Origin of the sequence: Actinomadura syzygii (genome assembly GCF_008085905.1) — a bacterium.
GTDB lineage: Bacteria > Actinomycetota > Actinomycetes > Streptosporangiales > Streptosporangiaceae > Spirillospora > Spirillospora syzygii.
In genome coordinates, this window is the sequence record NZ_VSFF01000012.1 from 366603 (window position 1) to 384729 (window position 18127).

The window sequence follows — 18127 nt, forward strand, 5'->3', positions numbered from 1 at the left end:
GTCGCCCGATGGATCGTGAAGCCGCGCCCGGCGCGCCCGCGCCGATGGGCGAGGACGCGCGGCGGCGGATCGCCCGCACCGACGTCCTCCTCGCCGAGCCGCGGCTCGCGCTGGCGGCCGGACGTCTCGGCCGAGGCGTGGTGAAGGCGGCGATCGGCGCGGCGCAGCGGCGCGCCCGGGACGGCGAGATCCCGCCGGACGCGGTGGCCGACGCCGCCGTCGCGGCGCTGCCGCCGACCGCGTCCGGGCTGCGTCCGGTGATCAACGCGACCGGCGTCCTGCTGCACACGAACCTCGGGCGCGCGCCGCTCTCGGACGCGGCCCGCGAGGCGGCGGCCATGGCGTCCGGCCCGACCGACGTCGAGCTCGACCTGGAGACGGGACGCCGCGCGCGGCGCGGACGGTCCGTCCTGGACGCGCTCCTGGAGCGGGTGCCGAAGGCGGGGGCCGCGCACGTCGTCAACAACGGCGCGGCGGTGCTCGTGCTGGCCGCGTCCGCGCTGGCGCACGACCGGGAGATCGTGATCAGCCGCGGCGAGATGGTGGAGATCGGGGACGGCTTCCGCATCCCCGAGCTGCTCGCCGCGACCGGCGCCCGGCTGCGCGAGGTCGGCACCACCAACCGGACGACCCCCGGCGACTACGCCGAGGCGATCGGCGACGAGACGGGCTTCATCCTCAAGGTTCACCCGTCGAACTTCCGCGTCACCGGCTTCACGCGCGGCGCCGGCGTCTCAGAGCTGGCCGGACTCGGCGTCCCCGTCGTCGCGGACATCGGCTCCGGCCTCCTCGCCCCCGAGCCGCTGCTGCCGGACGAGCCGGACGCCGCGTCCATGCTCAAATCCGGCGCGGACCTCGTCACCGCGAGCGGCGACAAGCTGCTCGGCGGCCCGCAGTGCGGCATCGCCCTCGGCCGCGCGGACCTCGTCCGGCGGCTCGCTCGCCATCCGATCGCGCGGGCGCTGCGGGCCGGGAAGACGACGCTCGCCGCGCTGGAGGCGACCCTGCGCGGCCCCGCCACCCCGACCGCGCTGGCCCTGCACGCCGACGTCGGGGCGCTGCGCGAGCGCGCCGAACGCCTCGCCGCCCGGCTCCGCGACGCCGGGGTGGACGCGCGGCCCGTCGCGAGCGAGGCGGCGGTCGGCGGCGGCGGCGCGCCCGGGGTCGTCCTGCCGAGCGCGGCCGTGTCGCTGCCCGAGCCGTACGCGGCCCGGCTGCGGCTCGGCGCGCCCGCCGTGATGGGACGCGTCGACGACGGCCGCTGCCTGCTCGACCTGCGCGCGGTCCCGCCGGGCGACGACGACGAGATCGTCCGGGCCGTCGGGCTCGCGCGCTAGAGCTCGGTGCCGGTGTCGGCGGTGATCCCGGCGCGCTCCCGGTACTCGCGGACGAGCGCCGCCGCGTCCCGCCCGCGCGGGCGCCGTCCCGGACGGATGTCGACCGCCAGCGCCTTCGCCTCCTGGATGTGGGTGTTCGGGTCCAGCGCGAGGTGCAGCAGTTCGTTCGCCGCGTCGCCCCTGCTGTAGCCGTTCGGGCCCCAGTGGTAGGGGAGGCCGACCTGGTGGAGCGTCAGCCCGTCCACGGTGAGCGGAGCCATCCGGTCGGTGACCAGGACGCGCGCCTCGACCACGTTGCGCGGGCTGACGATCGTCGCCCAGCCGCCGTGCTCCAGGTCCCGCTCGGCCGCCAGCTCCGGCGACACCTCGCAGAAGAACTCCGGCTGCAACTCCGCCAGGTACGGCTGCCAGCGCGACATCCCGCCTGCCGTGTGGTGCTCGGTGAGCCGGTACGTCGTCGCGACGAACGGAAACACGTCCGCGCCCGGCGCGCCGTCGCTCGGCGCGAACCGGTCGTCCGGATGCGGCGGCAGCAGATGCCGGACGGGGTTGCGCTGCTGCCCGTACAGCGCGTTCGTGAACGGCGACTCCTGCGGCTCGTAGTGCGCGGGGAGCGGGCCGTCCGTCAGTCCGGCCGGGACGTACAGCCACGCCTTGCCGTCCGCCTGCATGATGAACGGGTCGTCCCCGGCGAGCGCGTCCGGGCCGGTCGCGTCGTCCGGCGGCTGGTAGTCGGGCGGACGGTCGGCGACGAAGTCGGGCACGTCATGACCCGTCCACTTGCCCTTGTCGGCGTCCCACCACACGAGTGCCTTGCGCTCGCTCCACGGGTTGCCGTCAGGGTCGGCGGACGCGCGGTTGTACAGGACGCGCCGGTTCATCGGCCACGCCCAGCCCCACTCCGGCGCGACCCAGCTCTGCTCGGAGCCGGGCTTGCGGCGGGCGGGCTGGTTGACGCCGTCCGCGTAGCAGCCGCAGTAGATCCAGCAGCCGCACGACGTGGACCCGTCGTCCTTGAGCTGCGTGTAGGACGACAGCGGGTTCCCGTCGGCGTCCCGCCCGTTGATCTCGGCGAGGACGGCCTCGGCGTCGGGTTCGTCCAGCCTCCCTTGGGTCGGGTAGTCCCAGGCGAGGTCGAGCAGCGGACGGTCCATCTCCTCTGTCGACGCGGCGAGCTTCTCCCGGATGATGCGGCCCAGGTGGTACATGAACCACAGCTCGCTGCGCGCCTCCCCGGCGGGCTCCACGGCCTGGTGGTGCCATTGCAGCATCCGCTGCGTGTTGGTGAAGCTGCCGTCCTTCTCGGTGTGCGTGGCGGCGGGCATGAAGAACACCTCGGTGCCGATGTCCTCGGTGCGCATCTCGCCCGTCTCGATCTCCGGGCCGTCCTTCCACCACGTAGCGGACTCGATCAGCGAGAAGTCGCGGACGACCAGCCAGTCCAGGTTCGCCATCCCGAGCCGCTGGAGCTTCGCGTTCGCCGACCCGACCGCCGGATTCTCGCCCATCAGGAAGTAGCCCTTGCACAGGCCGTTGATCTGGGCCATCACCGTCTCGTACGTGCTGTGCGATCCGGTCAGCCTGGGCAGGTAGTCGAAGCAGAAGTCGTTGTCCTGCGTCGCGGCGTCGCCCCAGTACGCCTTCAGCAGGCTGACGATGTAGGAGCGCATGTTGCCCCAGAAGCCCTTTTCCGCCGACTCCGCCTGCACGAACGCGTCCAGGTTCTCGTTGGTGTGGGCGTGCGGCATCGGGATGTATCCGGGAAGCAGGTTGAACAGCGTCGGAATGTCCGTCGAGCCCTGGATGGACGCGTGCCCGCGCAGCGCCAGGATCCCGCCGCCCGGCCGTCCGATGTTGCCCAGCAGTGACTGGAGGATCGCGGCCGTCCGGATGTACTGGACGCCGACCGTGTGCTGCGTCCAGCCGACCGCGTACGCGAACGCCGTGGTCCGGTCGGGCCCGGAGTTCTCCGCGATCAGCTCGCAGACCTCGCGGAACCGGTCCTGCGAGACGCCGCAGATCCGCTCGACCATCTCCGGCGTGTACCGCGAATAGTGCCGCTTGAGCACCTGGAACACGCACCGGGGATGCTCCAGCGTCAGGTCGCGCTCCGGCGTGCCCTCGCCGATCGCCGCGCCGCCCGAGCCGTGCGCCTCGCCGCGTCCCGCCTCGGACACGGCCGGGGCGCGCTCGTCCCACTGCATGTCCCGCTCACCGGCCGCCGACTGGACGTTCATCCCCGCGTACCGCCAGGTCGTGTGGTCGTACACGCGCTTCTCCGGGTCGAAGCCGGAGAACACGCCGTCCAGGTCCTCGGTGTCGCGGAAGTCCTCCGACAGGATCATCGGCGCGTTCGTGTACGCGACGACGTAGTCGCGGAAGTACTTCTCGTTCTGCAGGACGTAGTTGACGATCCCGCCGAGGAACGCGATGTCGCTACCGGCGCGCAGCGGTACGTGCGCGTCGGCCACGGCGCTCGTCCGCGTGAACCGGGGGTCGACGTGGACCAGCTTCGCGCCGCGAGCCTTCGCCTCCATCACCCACTGGAACCCGACCGGATGGCATTCCGCCATGTTCGAGCCCTGGACGACGATGCAGTCAGCGTTCTGCAGATCCTGCTGGAAGGTGGTCGCGCCGCCGCGTCCGAACGAGGTTCCCAGACCGGGAACGGTGGAGGAGTGTCAAATGCGGGCCTGATTCTCGATCTGCACCGCGCCGAGCGCGGTGAACAGCTTCTTGATCAGGTAGTTCTCCTCGTTGTCCAGGGTCGCGCCGCCGAGGCTCGCGAGGCCCAGCGTGCGCCGCACCCGGACGCCGTCCTCCTCCTGCTGCCACCCCTGCCGCCTGGCCTCGATCACCCGGTCGGCGATCATGTCCATCGCGGTGTCGAGGTCGAGCGGCTCCCACTCCGTGCCGTGCGGGCGCCGGTACAGCACCCGGTACTCGCGGGCGGACCCGGTGGTCAGCTGGAGGCTGGCCGAGCCCTTCGGGCACAGCCGCCCCCGGCTGACCGGTGAGTCCGGGTCGCCCTCGATCTGGGTGACCTTGCCGTCCTGGACGTAGACGTCCTGCCCGCAACCGACGGCGCAGTACGGGCAGACGGACTTCACGACCTTGTCGGCCGTGCTCACCCGCGCCTTGATCCGCTCGGATCCCGCGCTCTTAGCAGCGGCACCCCGCCCGAGCGGGTCGTCACCGGTGAACTGGCGGTAGACGGGCCACGACCCGATCCAAGTGCGAACGCCCACGTCACACCACCCCTCACCTCGGCGCGCCGTGCCACCTACCCGACGCCCCCCGAGCGAAACACCGCTGCGGGCCGTCGCCTCAGCCTCGGCCGAGGACGCAGAACTCGTTGCCCTCCGGATCGGCGAGGACCGTCCACGGCACGTCACCCTGACCGACGTCGAGGTCGGTAGCGCCGAGGCTCCGCAACCGGGCCACCTCCGCGTCCTTGTCCTCGACGGGGGACGGCAGCACATCGATGTGGACGCGGTTCCACCACGCCCTCTCGCCGGGCTTGCGAAGGAACTCCAGGTACGGCCCGACGCCCTCGCTCGCACGCAGCACCGCATGCTCGTCGGTCAGCTCGTGCAGTGTCCAATCCAGAGCTTCGTCCCAGAACCGGGCCATGGCCCGCGGATCCGCGCAGTCGACTACCACCGCGGCGATCGGCCCGGTGTCCCGGTAGACCTCCCGAGGCTCCAGCACGCAGAACACGTTGCCCTCAGGGTCGGCCATGACCGTCCACGGGACGTCCCCCTGCCCCACATCGGCTCGCGTCGCCCCCAGTCCCTCCAGCCGCGCGACCAATTCCACCTGATGGGCCTCAGACGTAGTGGCGAGATCGAGATGCACCCGATCCTTAACCGTCTCCGGATCCGGGACGGTCACGAAATCGACGCACACCGCCGTCGGATCAGGCCAGTCGAACCCCACAGGCTCGACGTTGGTCACGCCGGGCCCCTCACTGGAAACGCCCCACCCGAGCACGTCCGCCCAGAACCGTCCGAGCGCCGAGTCGTCCCGAGCCTTGAAATTCACCTGAACAAGCCGCAACCCCATACGCCCCGATCGTAGTCGCGGGCGACACTGACGAGCTCCAACGCAACATTCCCGGGCCCCAGGTCAGCCCCGTGACGCGCTGTCGGCCGAGCCTGGTGGGATACGGGAATGAGTGAATCCCCTCAGCTGCTCACGCAGCTACTCAAGGCCGTAGTGGCGTACACATGGTTCTTCGAGGTCTGCGATGAGACGGTCCTGGACAACGACACGGCGCTCAAACAACAGGAGTACGCCGGCTACCTCCTGAACCAACTCTCCGGCGCAGACAAACTGCGGCTCACCGCCGAGCTGGCAGACCTGGCTGCAAGCGAGCCGGACCCGGCTTACCGAGAATTCGTGGCGACGTTCGCCTTCGCCATGGGCCTAGCAGAGGAGCCCGGCTAATCCTGCCGCTGACCTGGCCTTAAGGCGGACTTCCGCAGCGCCACCGTAAGCGTGACTGAAGCACCGGGAAATGGAGCGTCCTGCATAACGCTGACCCCGGGGAAACACCGGAGCGGGCGACGGGAATCGAACCCGCGTAGCCAGTTTGGAAGACTGGGGCTCTACCATTGAGCTACGCCCGCGTGCGAATGAGGGTGTGAGACCTCCGTCGCCATCCCGTAGCGTACAGGGTTCGCGGGGGTGGGCGTGCCCGCGGGAGGCCGAGCGGGCCGTGGCGGATCGGGTCTAGACTTCTCGCGTCGTCGTGACGTGCGGGCTGTAGCGCAGCTTGGTAGCGCACTGGCTTTGGGTGCCAGGGGTCGTGGGTTCGAATCCCGCCAGCCCGACCAACGGAGCGGGCCGCCCGGTTTTCCGGGCGGCCCGTTCTGGTTAGGGGAGTGCCGCCAGGATCGAGCGGGCCTCCGACGCCGCCGTGCTGAGTGCGTGGGGGAGGCGGTCGGGGTGGCGGCCGCCCGCGTTCGCCAGTGGGCCCTTGCCGCCTGCGCCGCCGCCTACCTCGCGCGCCGCGGTGGTGAGGACGTCGCGGGCCTGGATGGTGGTGTTCGTCGCGGCGACCAGCGCAGCTTTTTCGTCGGTCGTCGTGCCGAGGATGACGATGCCGCGCGGGCCGCGGCGGGTGAGGATCTCGGTCGCGATGGTGCGGAGGTCGGTGCTGGTGAGGGCGGGGATCGAGCGTGCTAGGAGCCAGCCGCCGGGGACTGGGTTGGCCTCGGAGGCTAGGCGTTCTGCGTGCGCGTCCAGTTCGGCGCGGTGCAGGGTTTCCAGGTGGCGTTGGGTCTCGGTCAGAGTTTCCAGGCGTTGGCGCAGTTTTTCCGGTGCCTGGTCGGGACGGACGTTCAGCAACTCCGCTAGTTCGGTGAGGAGCGCCTGTTGGTGGTCGTAGTGGCGTAGGGCGTCTGAGCCGGTGAGGGCTTCGATGCGGCGCAGGCCGGTGCCTATGGACGACTCGCCGACTATGTGGACCGGACCCGCTTGGGAGCCGTGGCCGACGTGCGTCCCGCCGCATAGTTCGCGGGACGCGTCGCCGATGTCCACGATGCGGACGGAGTCGCCGTACTTCTCGCCGAACAGCGCGTACGCCCCCGCCGACTCCGCCTCGGCGCGGGACGCCTCCCACACGCGGACGTTGGGATCATCCAGCAGGTAGTCGTTGACCAGCGTCTGCACGGGTTCGGTGTCGAAGGACGAGAAGTGCGCGAAGTCGAAGCGGAGGCGTCCCGGTTCGACGCGGGAGCCGCGCTGTGCCGCGTGGTCGCCGAGGTGGCGGCGCAGCATCGCGTGCAGGACGTGGGTCGCGCTGTGCGAGCGCGCGGTCGCCGCCCGGCGGTCCGCGTCGACGACCGCCTCCGCCCCCGTGCTGGGGCGCACCTCGCCCTCCAGGACGCGGACGGTGTGCACGTGCAGGCCGTCCAGGCCGAGTTGGGTGTCGAGCACTTGGAGTTTCGCGGACGAGGTGCGCACTACGCCCGTGTCCCCGACCTGGCCGCCGGACTCCGCGTAGAACGGCGTGCGCGTCAGGATCAGTTCGACCTCGTCGCCCTCGACCGCGCTCTGGAGGGGACCGCTGGAGTCCAGGAGTGCGAGGACGTTTGTTTCCGCTCTTGTCGCGGAGTGGCCGACGAAGTCGGTGAGGCCATGCTGAGCCGTGATCCGCCGGTAGGCGTCCGCGCGTGCGACCGCGTCGCCCTTGCGGCCCCGGCCCGCCTGCTGCGCCTGGCGGCGCTGATCTTCGAGCAGATCCGCGAATTCGGTCTCGTCGACGGTGAGGCCCGCCGAGCGCGCCGCGTCGACGGTGAGGTCGATGGGGAAGCCGTAGGTGTCGTGCAGCTCGAACGCGGTGCGCCCGGAGATCGTGCTGCTCGCGCGGGCGATCGCCGCGTCGAGGAGTTGGGAGCCCTGGCGGAGTGTCCGCTCGAAGCCTTCTTCTTCGGCTGACACGACCTGCCGGATGAGGTCCTCCTGCCGGGTCAGCTCGGGCCAGGTTTTGCCGAGGTTTCCGATGACGCTGGCCGTCAGATCCGGCAGGACCGGCTCGTCGATGCCGAGCTTGCGCGCGTGCCGGACGGCGCGGCGCATCAGGCGGCGCAGCACGTAGCCGCGGCCGTCCCGCGCGGGCAGGACGCCGTCCGCGATGAGGAACGCGACCGACCGCGAATGCTCCGCGACGATCCGGAACGACGTCGACTCTTCGCTTCCGTCGCGTCCCGGGTATTCGCGGCCCGCCATTTCCTGGACGAGCCGGAACGTCGGCGCGAGCAGATCCGTCTCGCACACCGTGTCCACGCCCTGGAGGACGGTGGCGAGCCGGTCGAGCCCGAGCCCGGTGTCGATGTTCTTCGCGGGCAGCTCGCCCAGGATCGGATATCCGCCCTTGCCCGTCCCCTCCCCGCGGAGGTTCTGCATGAAGACGAGGTTCCACAGTTCCTGGTAGCGCTCGCCGTCCACGGCGGGCCCGCCTTCGCGGCCGAACGACGGGCCCCGGTCGTAATGCAGTTCCGAGGACGGCCCGCACGGCCCGGGAACGCCCATCGACCAGTAGTTGTCCTCCATTCCGAGGCGCTGGATCCGCGACGAGGGGACGCCGACGCGCCGCCATATCCGCGCCGCCTCGTCGTCGTCCAGGTAAACGGTCACCCAGAGGCGTTCCGGGTCGAGGTTGTAATGGCGCGTGAAGAGCTCCCACGCCCAGGAGATCGCCTCGGCCTTGAAGTAGTCGCCGAAGGAGAAGTTGCCGAGCATTTCGAAGAACGTCGCGTGCCGCGTGGTGCGGCCCACGTTCTCGATGTCGGACGTCCGCGCGCATTTCTGCACGGACACCGCCCGCGGACGCTCCGGCGCCGTCTCCCCGAGGAAGTACGGCTTGAACTGGTTCATGCCCGCGTTGGCCAGCAGGAGCGTCGGGTCGGACGGGATCAGCGGGCTGGACGGCACGACCCGGTGGTCGCGGTCTTGGAAGAAGTCGAGGAATGCCGAGCGAATGTCAGCAGAGCGCATGGGACGGCCTCACGAGGTCGATGGGATGACGGCGCACACCGCCGAGCCGGGCCGGGCACGACTGCTCGTCCCCCAGCTCGGCGCGGCTAGCTCGCCGTCCCACCTCGTGAAAGTCCATCGCCTTCCACGCTACGCGACGCGGACCGCGACGGCACGCCCATTTCGCGGCCCGCCCGCCTTCACGCCTCCGGGTCGGCGGCGCGCGCGTCGTAGGCGGCGCGGGCGGCGTCGATCTCCGCCAGGTGGCTCTCCGCCCAGCAGACGAGGGTGTTGGCCGCGTCCATCAACGTCGCGCCCATCTCGGTCAGCGAATACTCCACGCGCGGCGGCATCACCGGATAGACCTTGCGCGTGACGATGCCGTCGCGCTCCAATCCGCGCAGCGTGACGGTGAGCATCCGCTGGCTTATCCCGTCGATTTCGCGCTTCAGCTCGGTGAACCGCTTGGTGCGCTCGCCGAGCAGCGCGATGACCTGCAGCGACCATTTGTCGCCGACCCGGTCGAGGGTCTCGCGGGCGCGGCAGCGATCCGCCGTGTACTCCATCGGTTCTCTCCAGGTGACCAGGGCAGGAAAAAGTGCCTTCTTGTGCCGGGGCCGAGCGCGTCCGCACCATGGAGGCGCGCCCCACGGTTCCTGATCGGAACCGCCTTACCTTTCATAACCTTAGGAGACACGATGACTGCCGAGCTTGTCGAGGTCCCCGGCTACGTCGCCGGCACGTGGACGATCGACCCCGCCCACTCCGGCGTCGGCTTCACGATCCGGCACATGATGGTCAGCAAGGTGCGCGGCCGGTTCGGGACGTTCGAGGGGACGATCACCACCGGCGCCGACCCGCTCGACTCGTCCGTCGCCGCGACCATCGACCTGACCTCGATCGACACCGGCAACGCCCAGCGGGACGAGCACGTCAGGTCCGCCGACTTCCTGGACGTGGAGAAGTTTCCGAGCATGTCCTACCGCTCGACCGGGCTCCGTCCCGGCAGGGACGGCTTCGTGCTCGACGGCGAGCTGACCCTGCGCGGGCTGACCAAGGAGATCCCGCTGAACCTGGTCCCCGAGGGCTTCGGCCCAGACCCGTTCCGCCAGGACGACCCGTTCAAGGGCGCCCGCGCCGGGTTCACCGCGACCGGCGAGATCAGCAGGCTCGAGTTCGGCGTGGGCGAGGGGACGACCATCCCGGGCGGCGGGCTGGCGCTGAGCGACAAGATCCAGGTCGTCCTGGAGATCCAGGCCGTCCTCCAGACGGACTGACGGCGCGGCCGCACCGCGCGGGAACAAAAAGGGCGGGCCCCTGACCGGCGTCCGGTTGGTCAGGGGCCCGATGTCTCGGCTGTACTGAAGGGGCTGGGAGGACCCCCTCTGCGAACAGCTCAGCCGAGACCGTTCTTGACGGACGCGGCTTAGCCGAGACCGTTCTTGATGGCGGAGATGAGCTCACCGTTCGTGGTGTCGCCGCTGAGCTCCCAGAAGAACGCGCCGCCGAGGCCCTCGGCGCCCGCGTACTTCATCTTCCCGCCGATGGTGGACGGCGTGTCGTAGCTCCACCACTGGTCGCCGCACTTGGCGTAGGCGGTTCCGGCGACCGTGCCGGTCACGGGGCACCTGGACTTGATGACCTTGTAGTCCTCGATCCCGGCCTCGTAGGTGCCGGGTGCGGGGTTGGTCGCGGTGCCGCCGGGCTCGGACTGCGTGACGCCCGTCCAGCCGCGGCCGTAGAAGCCGAGGCCGATCAGGAGCTTGTTGGCCGGAACGCCCTTGGCCTTGAGCTTGGCGATCGTGTCGGTGGTGTTGAAGCCCTCGTGCGGGATCCCCGGGTAGGACGTGAGCGGGGAGTGCGGGGCCGTCGGTCCCTTCGCGTCCCAGCCGCCGAAGTAGTCGTACGTCATGGGGTTGTACCAGTCGACGTACTGCGCGGCGCCTCCGTAGTCGGTGACGTCCATCTTGCCGCCGTTGCTGGCGTCGGCGGTGATGGCTGCCGTGACCAGGTTGCCGGAGCCGAACTTGGCGCGCACCGCGGCGAGGAGCTTCTTGAACGCGTCCGGCCCGCTCGTGTCGCAGGAGAGGCCGCAGGCGTTCGGGTACTCCCAGTCGATGTCGATGCCGTCGAACACGTCCGCCCAGCGCTTGTCCTCGACGAGGTTGTAGCAGGAGTCGGCGAACGCGGCCGGGTTCTGCGCCGCCTGGCCGAAGCCGCCGGACCAGGTCCAGCCGCCGAACGACCAGAGGATCTTCAGGTTCGGGTGCTTCGCCTTCAGCTTGCGCAACTGGTTGAAGTTGCCGCGCAGCGGCTGCTCCCAGTTGTCGGCCACGCCGTCGACGCTCTGGTCGGCGCCGTACGCCTTGTCGTAGTCGGCGTAGGAGTCGCCGATGGTGCAGCGGCCGCCCTGGACGTTGCCGAACGCATAGTTGATGTGGGTCAGCTTGCTGGCCGAACCACTCGTCTCAATGTTCTTGACGTGGTAGTTGCGCTGGTAGACGCCCCAGTTGGTGTAGTAGCCGATCACCTTGTCGCCGGCGGTGCCGTTGCCGCCGCCGTCGTCGGTGGTGGCCGACACGGTGGCGGACGCGGCGGAGGCGTTCCCGGCGGCGTCCTTGGCCTTGACGCTGAAGGTGTACGCGGTCTTGGGAGAGAGACCGCTGACCGTGGTGCTGGTGCCCGTGGTCGAGGTGGCCTTGGTGCTGCCGTTGTAGACGTCGTAGCCGGACACGGCGACGTTGTCCGTGGAGGCGGTCCACGAGAGCGAGACGCTGGTGGCGGACTTGCCGGTGACGCGCAGGCCGGAGGGAGCGGAGGGAGCCTCGGTGTCGTCGCCGGGACCGCCCGGGTCGCCGGTGCCGTCGCAGGCCAGGCCGTTGATCTTGCAGCCGGTGAACCAGCCGGAGCCGGTGCCGTTGAAGCCGAAGGTGGCCTTGGAACCGGCGGCGACCGCGCCGTTCCACCCGAGGCTGCTGAAGGTGTAGTGGTTCCCGGAGACGGTCTTGGTCGCGTCCCACACAGAGGTCACGGAAGTGCCGGAAGGAAGGTCGCCCTCGACCTTCCACCCGCTCAGGGCGGCGCTCGTCCCGTTCGTGACTGTGCACGTGCCACCGAAGCCCGCGCCCCAGTCAGAGGTCTTCGTACAGGTGGCGGTGACCGTCCCCGCCGACGACGCCGGCGGCGCCGAGAGCAGGGCGGTGCCGACCGCCAGAGTAGCTGCGCCGACGAGCGCGATCGCTCGCCGTCCGCCCGGTCTTGACATGATTCTCCGTTCGGTCCGGCCCCCGAAACAAACAGGAATCTCCCAGCAACTCTTAGGAAACTTTCCTAAGAATTGGGTGGATGGTAACCGGGTGGAACGGTGCGTTCAAGGGCTTGCGCGCGCCGTGATCGCCCCGCACGGGGTGGTCTAAGCGGCTGCCTGGGCACATATGGGTCGGAACCTCGCAAAGAAATCTCAACCCGCGCCGAACCAACCGGGGACGTCGAGCCGCCACGGATCGGCGGGCGTGACCTGCCGAAGATCGTGCTCCAGCGCCCGGACGCGGTCCGCGCCGAGCCGCCGGACCCAGTCGTCCCGGATCCGCTCGAAGATCAGCGCGGCGCGGTCGAGCGAGTCGGTCCCGCGCGCCGTCAGCCGCACGATCTTACGCCGCGCGTCGACCGGGTCGGCGCCGCGCTCGACGTACCCGGCGCGCTCCAGCGACTCGATCATCTTGCCCGCCGCCTGCTTGGAGACGCCGAGCCTGCGGCCGAGCTCGACCGCGGTCGTGCCCCGCGGGCCGATGGCCTGGAAGACGAAGCCGTGCATGGGGCGCAGGTCGGGGTGCCCTTGCCGGGCCAGTTCGGCGTTCAGCTCGTCGACGATCCCGCGGAAGGCCAGGAAGAGCCGCAGGGGCAGCTCGTATCCGGGCGCGTCGGCGGGCTCGGCGGGCTCGGCGGGCTCGGCGGGCTCGGCGGGCTCGGTGGGCTCGGCGGGCTCGGCGGGCTCGGCGGGCTCGGCGGGCTCGCCGAGGTCACGGTCGCTTGACATAAAAGACAACCTCATTGACTATATGGACAACCACATTGTCTAACTTAGGGGATCGGGAACCATGACGCTCATCCGCGCCGCCGAGAGCCGCCGCACCGAGACGCCCAACGGCACGATGACGACGTCCGCCACGCCCACCCAGGGCGGCACCGAGGGCATCGCCGTCTGGCGCGTCGACTTCGCGCCCGGCCGGACGGGGCCGCTGCACGCCTTCGACACCGAGCAGGTCTGGACGTTCCTCACCGGAACCGTGTCCATCGACCTGGACGGGCGCACGCTGGAGGCGGGCCCCGGCGACACGCTCGTCCTGCCCGCCGACGTGCCGCGCCAGATGACGACCCGGCCGGACGCCGGCTTCACCGCGGTGGTCGCCGCCCACGCCGGATGCCTCGCCTACGACCCGGAGAAGCTCGTGGACGACACGCGCTGCGACATCGCCCCGCAGGGCGCCGAGCGGCTCGTCCCGCCGTGGGCTCGATGACACGGGCTTGCTGACGCGGGCTCGCTGACACGGGCTTGCCGACACGGCCGGGGCCGATGGCTCAGGCGCCCAGGTAGGCGAGGACGGCGAGGACGCGGCGGTTGTCGTCCTCGGACTGCGGCAGCCCGAGCTTGCCGAAGATGTTGTTCGTGTGCTTGCTGATCGCCTTCTCGGTGACGAACAACTTCGCCGCGATCGCCGCGTTGGACCGTCCCTCCGCCATCAGGCCGAGCACCTCGCGCTCGCGGGGGGTGAGCTGCTGCAGCGGCTCCTCGCGGGCGTGCCGGGTGAGGAGCTGGGAGACGACGTCCGGGTCGAGGGCGGTGCCGCCGCCGGCGACCCGGCGCACCGCCTCGACGAAGACCTTGACGTCGGACACGCGGTCCTTCAGCAGGTAGCCGATGCCGCCGCCGCTGTCGGACAGCAGCTCGCGCGCGTAGAGCTGCTCGACATGCTGCGACAGCACCAGCACCGGCAGCCCGGGGATCTCCTTGCGGGCCGCGAGCGCGGCCCGCAGGCCCTCGTCGGTGAACGTCGGCGGGAGGCGGACGTCCACGACCGCCACGTCCGGACGGTGCGTGGTGAGCGCCCGCAGCAGCGAGGGCCCGTTGTCCACCGCCTCGACCACGTCGAAGTCGAAGGCGCCGAGGAGGCGGATCAGCCCGTCCCTGAGGAGGGCGAGATCTTCGGCGATGACAACGCGCACGGCAGCTCCATGGTCACGACGGTCGGCCCGCCGCGCGGGCTCGTCACGGCCATCGTGCCATCGAAGGCGGCCAGCCTGCGCTCGATCCCGCGCATGCCGGACCCGCGCGCGGGGTCGGCGCCGCCCGTCCCGTCGTCCCCGACGATCATGAGGAGCCGGTCGCCGGTGTGCTCGATCTGGACCCAGGCCCGTGGAGCGGCGGAGTGCTTGACGACGTTCGCGAGCATCTCCGCGACCGCGAAGTAGGCCGCCGACTCGACCGGGGCGTCGGCGCGTCCGGGCAGGTCGACCTGGACGTCGACGGGCAGCGGCAGGCCGAGCGCGAGCGCCCGGACGGCCCCGTCGAGGCCCCGCTCCGCGAGCACCGGCGGGTGGATGCCGCGGACGAGGTCGCGCAGCTCGGTCAGCGCCGTCCCGCTCGCGGCGCGGGCCTCGGCGAGGAGCTGCTGCGCGGTCTCCGGGTCGTGCTTCATCATCTCCTCGGCGAGCCCGATGTTCATGCTCAGCGCGACGAGCCGGGCCTGCGCGCCGTCGTGCAGGTCGCGCTCGATGCGGCGCAGCTCGGCGGCGGACGCGTCCACCGTCTCCGACCGGGTCTCGGTCAGCTGCTGCACGCGCTCGGTCAGCGCGGCGCGGGTGGGGGAGAGCAGTGACTGGCAGAACAGCGCGTGCGCCTTCATGAACATCGGCCCGACCGGGACCGACACCGCGATCAGCCCGGCGCCCAGCACGACGGACCCGACGATGCCGACCGCGCCCCAGTCCTCCAGCGGCCAGAACGGGCCCCAGCCGTAGGCGGTGACGATCGACAGCCACGGCGCGACGAACACGCCCTCCAGGCCGTACAGGACGAGCCCGCCGCCGAAGATCCCGAGGACGAGCGCGACCGGCACGTTCAGGAACGACCACAGGAGGTCGCGCCAGGTGGCCGGGTCGGTGAGCAGGCGGCCCAGCCGCGCGAACGGGCCGAGGCCCCCGGCGGGCTCCGCCCGGTACGGGACGGCGATCCGCACTCCGTACCACTCGTCCGCCCACACCCGCTGCTGGTTGGCGATCGACCTGATGGCGCCGAACACTGCCGGGGCCAGCAGCACGCCCACGCCGAGCGGGATGAACGCGATCGACAGCACGGCGAGGATGAACAGCGGCAGGTTCACCGTGAACGCCAGGACGATCTGGATCACGCCCCGGACGAGGCCGACGAAGGCACGCCGCGCGTACCCTCCGAGTCGCTCGGCGAGGCGCTCGCTGTCGCTCACGTGTTCCTCCATGGGTGCGTTCCCCGGCAGTCCGACCCCATCATTGTGTTCGGTGGCCGTCCAGGGATCGGTGGTGCTAAGCCCCCATTCACCGGCACCCCCTGGGGGAGTTCCCCCTACCCCGCCCCAGTCCGTGACCGCGCGGTCACGGGCAGGCGGGAAGGCGACCGACACTGCGGTCGACAAGACAACGGGCCCGGATCCCTGGACAATGCAACGGCGACATCCAGGGGAGAAAGCGAACCAAGCTGTGACAGCGACCATCAGCCAGACGTCCACCGGACACGAGGGCCCGCGGCCCGTCACCCAGCGGATCGCCGAGGAGATCGGCGTCCGCGAGGGTCAGGTGCGGGTCGCGGTGGACCTGCTCGACGGCGGGGCGACCGTCCCGTTCATCGCCCGCTACCGCAAGGAGGCGACGGGCGCGCTCGACGACGCGCAGCTCCGCGCGCTGGAGGAGCGGCTGCGCTACCTGCGCGAGCTGGACGAGCGGCGCGGCGCGATCCTGGAGTCGATCGAGTCGCAGGGCAAGCTCACCGGCGAGCTCAGGGCCCAGATCATGGCGGCCGACTCCAAGGCCCGGCTGGAGGACGTCTACCTCCCGTACAAGCCGAAGCGCCGCACCAAGGCGCAGATCGCGCGCGAGGCGGGGCTCGAACCGCTCGCCGAGCTGCTGCTGGACGACCCGTCCAACGACCCGGAGGCGGCCGCCGCCGGCTACGTGGACGCCGACAAGGGCGTCGCCGACGCGGCCGCCGCGCTGGAGGGCGCCCGCGCCATCCTCGTCGAGCGCTTCGCCGAGGACGCCGACCTCATCGGCGGGCTGCGCGAGCGCATGTGGAACCGGGGCCGGATGCTCTCCCGCGTCCGCGAGGGCAAGGAGGAGGCGGGCGCGAAGTTCGCCGACTACTTCGAGTTCGCCGAGCCGTTCGCGAAGCTGCCGTCGCACCGCGTCCTCGCGCTGTTCCGCGGCGAGAAGGAAGAGGTGCTCGACCTCGACCTGGAGCCGGAGGACGAGCCGGACGACGCCCCGGCGGCCCGCAGCTCCTACGAGGCCGAGATCGCGCGCCGGTTCCAGATCACCGACCAGGGGCGCCCGGCCGACAAGTGGCTGAACGACGCCGTCCGCTGGGCGTGGCGCACCCGGATCCTCGTCCACCTCGGCATCGACCTGCGCGCCCGGCTGCGCCAGGAGGCCGAGGACGAGGCCGTCCGCGTGTTCGCCGCCAACCTGCGCGACCTGCTGCTCGCCGCGCCCGCCGGGACCCGCTCCACCATGGGCCTCGACCCGGGCCTGCGCACCGGCGTGAAGGTCGCGATCGTGGACGCGACCGGCAAGGTCGTCGCCACCGACACCATCTACCCGCACGAGCCGCGCCGGAAGTGGGACGAGTCGATCGAGACGCTCGCCCGCCTGTCCCGCGAGCACAATGTCGACCTGGTCTCCATCGGCAACGGCACCGCGTCCAGGGAGACCGACAAGCTCGCCGCCGACCTGATCGCCCGGCACCCCGACCTCAAGCTCACCAAGATCATGGTGTCGGAGGCGGGCGCGTCGGTGTACTCGGCGTCGGAGTACGCGGGCCGCGAGCTGCCGGGCATGGACGTGTCGCTGCGCGGCGCCGTCTCCATCGCCCGCCGCCTCCAGGACCCGCTCGCCGAGCTCGTCAAGATCGACCCGAAGTCGATCGGGGTCGGGCAGTACCAGCACGACATCTCCGAGGTGAAGCTGTCGCGCTCGCTCGACGCCGTCGTCGAGGACTGCGTGAACGCCGTCGGAGTGGACGTCAACACCGCGTCCGCGCCGCTGCTCACCCGCGTGTCCGGGATCGGGGAGGGACTCGCGGAGAACATCGTCGCGCACCGCGACGCCAACGGTCCGTTCCGCAGCCGGGGCGGGCTGAAGGACGTCCCGCGGCTCGGCCCGAAGGCGTTCGAGCAGTGCGCCGGGTTCCTGCGCATCCCCGGCGGGGACGACCCGCTCGACGCGTCCAGCGTGCACCCGGAGGCGTACCCGGTCGTCCGGCGGATCCTGGACGCGGTCGGCGCCGACATCAAGGCGCTCATCGGCAACTCGGGCGCGCTGCGCTCGCTCAGGCCGTCCGACTTCGTTGACGACGTGTTCGGGCTGCCGACCGTCACCGACATCCTCGCCGAGCTGGAGAAGCCGGGGCGCGACCCGCGTCCGGCGTTCAAGACGGCCACGTTCAAGGAGGGCGTCGACAAGCTCGGCGACCTGGAGCCCGGCATGATCCTGGAGGGGGTCGTCACCAACGTCGCCGCGTTCGGCGCGTTCGTGGACGTCGGCGTCCACCAGGACGGGCTCGTCCACATCTCCGCGATGTCCGACAAGTTCGTGTCCGACCCGCGCGAGGTCGCGAAGCCTGGCGACATCGTCCGGGTGAAGGTGCTGGACGTCGACCTGCAGCGCAAGCGCATCTCGCTCACGCTCCGCCTGGACGACGAGCCCGGCCGCGACCGCCAGGAGCCCCGCAGGGGCGGCGGACGCCAGGGCGGCCAGCAGGCCGGTCAGCAGGGTGGTCAGCAGGGCGGCGGCGCGCGCCAGAGCCGCGGCGGCCAGAACCAGCGCGGCGGCGGTCAGGGCGGCGGCGGACGCGGTGGCCAGGGCGGTGCACGCGGCGGGCAGGGCGGCCAGGGCGGGCGCGGCGGTCAGGGCGGCGGCGGGCAGCGCAGCGGGCGCGGGCGCGACGCCCAGGGGAGCGGCGGCTCCTCCGGCGGCGGCGCCATGGCCGACGCGCTGCGGCGTGCGGGCCTCGACAAGGGCCTCCCCGGCGACGGACGCAAGGGCCGCTGACCCGACCGGAT

Annotated in this window: 13 protein-coding genes and 2 tRNA genes; 6 read left to right on the top strand and 9 right to left on the bottom strand. The window is 71.2% G+C overall.

The genetic code is table 11. From position 1 onward, the window contains the following. Nucleotides 1-8: 8 nt before the first annotated feature. Nucleotides 9-1337: an L-seryl-tRNA(Sec) selenium transferase gene (gene selA, locus FXF65_RS31660; protein ID WP_148353704.1), complete on the top strand. Its 1329-nt coding sequence runs from the start codon at nt 9-11 to the stop codon at nt 1335-1337. On the opposite strand, the gene fdh is transcribed toward selA, so the two are convergent. Both fdh and FXF65_RS31675 read right to left on the bottom strand, forming a co-directional pair. Beyond that, nucleotides 1334-4585: a formate dehydrogenase gene (gene fdh / locus FXF65_RS31665; protein WP_187412598.1), complete on the bottom strand. Its 3252-nt coding sequence runs from the start codon at nt 4583-4585 to the stop codon at nt 1334-1336. The two genes, selA and fdh, sit on opposite strands and share 4 nt — an antisense overlap. 79 nt (nt 4586-4664) lie before the next feature. Further along, nucleotides 4665-5402, bottom strand: coding sequence for a VOC family protein (locus FXF65_RS31675; RefSeq protein WP_148353707.1), 738 nt, complete (start codon nt 5400-5402; stop codon nt 4665-4667). A gap of 108 nt (nt 5403-5510) precedes the next feature. On the opposite strand from FXF65_RS31675, the gene FXF65_RS31680 reads away from it, so the two are divergent. Continuing rightward, a complete protein-coding gene (locus FXF65_RS31680) occupies nt 5511-5786 on the top strand; it encodes a hypothetical protein (protein WP_148353708.1) in 276 nt (91 codons plus the stop codon). A gap of 111 nt (nt 5787-5897) precedes the next feature. Here the strand turns inward: FXF65_RS31680 and FXF65_RS31685 are convergent. Then, nucleotides 5898-5968 (bottom strand) — tRNA-Gly (locus tag FXF65_RS31685). 130 nt (nt 5969-6098) lie between these two features. Here FXF65_RS31685 and FXF65_RS31690 point away from each other — a divergent pair. After that, nucleotides 6099-6175: transfer RNA gene (locus FXF65_RS31690), tRNA-Pro, on the top strand. Nucleotides 6176-6215: 40 nt separating this feature from the next. Here FXF65_RS31690 and alaS read toward each other — a convergent pair. Both alaS and FXF65_RS31700 read right to left on the bottom strand, forming a co-directional pair. Further along, nucleotides 6216-8840 carry an alanine--tRNA ligase gene (alaS, locus tag FXF65_RS31695; protein ID WP_148353709.1) on the bottom strand — a complete coding sequence of 875 codons (2625 nt, stop codon included), beginning with the start codon at nt 8838-8840 and terminating at the stop codon, nt 6216-6218. 179 nt (nt 8841-9019) lie between these two features. Further along, nucleotides 9020-9385, bottom strand: coding sequence for a winged helix-turn-helix transcriptional regulator (locus tag FXF65_RS31700; RefSeq protein ID WP_148353710.1), 366 nt, complete (start codon nt 9383-9385; stop codon nt 9020-9022). 132 nt (nt 9386-9517) lie between these two features. Here FXF65_RS31700 and FXF65_RS31705 point away from each other — a divergent pair, with 132 nt between their 5' ends. Beyond that, complete coding sequence (locus tag FXF65_RS31705) at nt 9518-10096, top strand: YceI family protein (protein WP_148353711.1); 579 nt, start codon at nt 9518-9520, stop codon at nt 10094-10096. A gap of 149 nt (nt 10097-10245) precedes the next feature. Here FXF65_RS31705 and FXF65_RS45990 read toward each other — a convergent pair whose 3' ends face one another. Further along, nucleotides 10246-12084, bottom strand: a complete 1839-nt coding sequence (locus FXF65_RS45990; protein ID WP_148353712.1) for a glycosyl hydrolase family 18 protein — start codon at nt 12082-12084, stop codon at nt 10246-10248. Nucleotides 12085-12279: 195 nt separating this feature from the next. Beyond that, nucleotides 12280-12855 carry a MarR family winged helix-turn-helix transcriptional regulator gene (locus FXF65_RS31715; RefSeq protein ID WP_148353713.1) on the bottom strand — a complete coding sequence of 192 codons (576 nt, stop codon included), beginning with the start codon at nt 12853-12855 and terminating at the stop codon, nt 12280-12282. A 61-nt stretch (nt 12856-12916) separates the two neighbouring features. Between FXF65_RS31715 and FXF65_RS31720 the strand changes: the two genes are divergently transcribed. After that, nucleotides 12917-13336, top strand: a complete 420-nt coding sequence (locus tag FXF65_RS31720; RefSeq protein WP_148353714.1) for a cupin domain-containing protein — start codon at nt 12917-12919, stop codon at nt 13334-13336. Nucleotides 13337-13397: 61 nt separating this feature from the next. On the opposite strand, the gene FXF65_RS31725 is transcribed toward FXF65_RS31720, so the two are convergent. Both FXF65_RS31725 and FXF65_RS31730 read right to left on the bottom strand, forming a co-directional pair. Beyond that, nucleotides 13398-14042 (bottom strand): LuxR C-terminal-related transcriptional regulator, encoded by a 645-nt coding sequence (locus FXF65_RS31725; RefSeq protein WP_148353715.1) that lies wholly within the window; start codon nt 14040-14042, stop codon nt 13398-13400. Next, nucleotides 13994-15301: a sensor histidine kinase gene (locus FXF65_RS31730; RefSeq protein ID WP_246199261.1), complete on the bottom strand. Its 1308-nt coding sequence runs from the start codon at nt 15299-15301 to the stop codon at nt 13994-13996. The genes FXF65_RS31725 and FXF65_RS31730 overlap by 49 nt, the downstream gene beginning before the upstream one ends. A gap of 250 nt (nt 15302-15551) precedes the next feature. Here FXF65_RS31730 and FXF65_RS31735 point away from each other — a divergent pair, with 250 nt between their 5' ends. Then, nucleotides 15552-18116, top strand: coding sequence for a Tex family protein (locus FXF65_RS31735; protein WP_222868830.1), 2565 nt, complete (start codon nt 15552-15554; stop codon nt 18114-18116). The last annotated feature ends 11 nt before the right edge of the window (nt 18117-18127 follow it).

What these genes read in the sequence shown, in the direction of transcription:
- selA (WP_148353704.1), top strand. Translation starts at nt 9, where the DNA reads ATGGATCGTGAAGCCGCGCCCGGCGCGCCCGCGCCGATGGGCGAGGAC.
- FXF65_RS31675 (WP_148353707.1), bottom strand. Translation starts at nt 5,402, where the DNA reads ATGGGGTTGCGGCTTGTTCAGGTGAATTTCAAGGCTCGGGACGACTCG.
- FXF65_RS31680 (WP_148353708.1), top strand. Translation starts at nt 5,511, where the DNA reads ATGAGTGAATCCCCTCAGCTGCTCACGCAGCTACTCAAGGCCGTAGTG.
- alaS (WP_148353709.1), bottom strand. Translation starts at nt 8,840, where the DNA reads ATGCGCTCTGCTGACATTCGCTCGGCATTCCTCGACTTCTTCCAAGAC.
- FXF65_RS31700 (WP_148353710.1), bottom strand. Translation starts at nt 9,385, where the DNA reads ATGGAGTACACGGCGGATCGCTGCCGCGCCCGCGAGACCCTCGACCGG.
- FXF65_RS31705 (WP_148353711.1), top strand. Translation starts at nt 9,518, where the DNA reads ATGACTGCCGAGCTTGTCGAGGTCCCCGGCTACGTCGCCGGCACGTGG.
- FXF65_RS45990 (WP_148353712.1), bottom strand. Translation starts at nt 12,084, where the DNA reads ATGTCAAGACCGGGCGGACGGCGAGCGATCGCGCTCGTCGGCGCAGCT.
- FXF65_RS31715 (WP_148353713.1), bottom strand. Translation starts at nt 12,855, where the DNA reads ATGTCAAGCGACCGTGACCTCGGCGAGCCCGCCGAGCCCGCCGAGCCC.
- FXF65_RS31720 (WP_148353714.1), top strand. Translation starts at nt 12,917, where the DNA reads ATGACGCTCATCCGCGCCGCCGAGAGCCGCCGCACCGAGACGCCCAAC.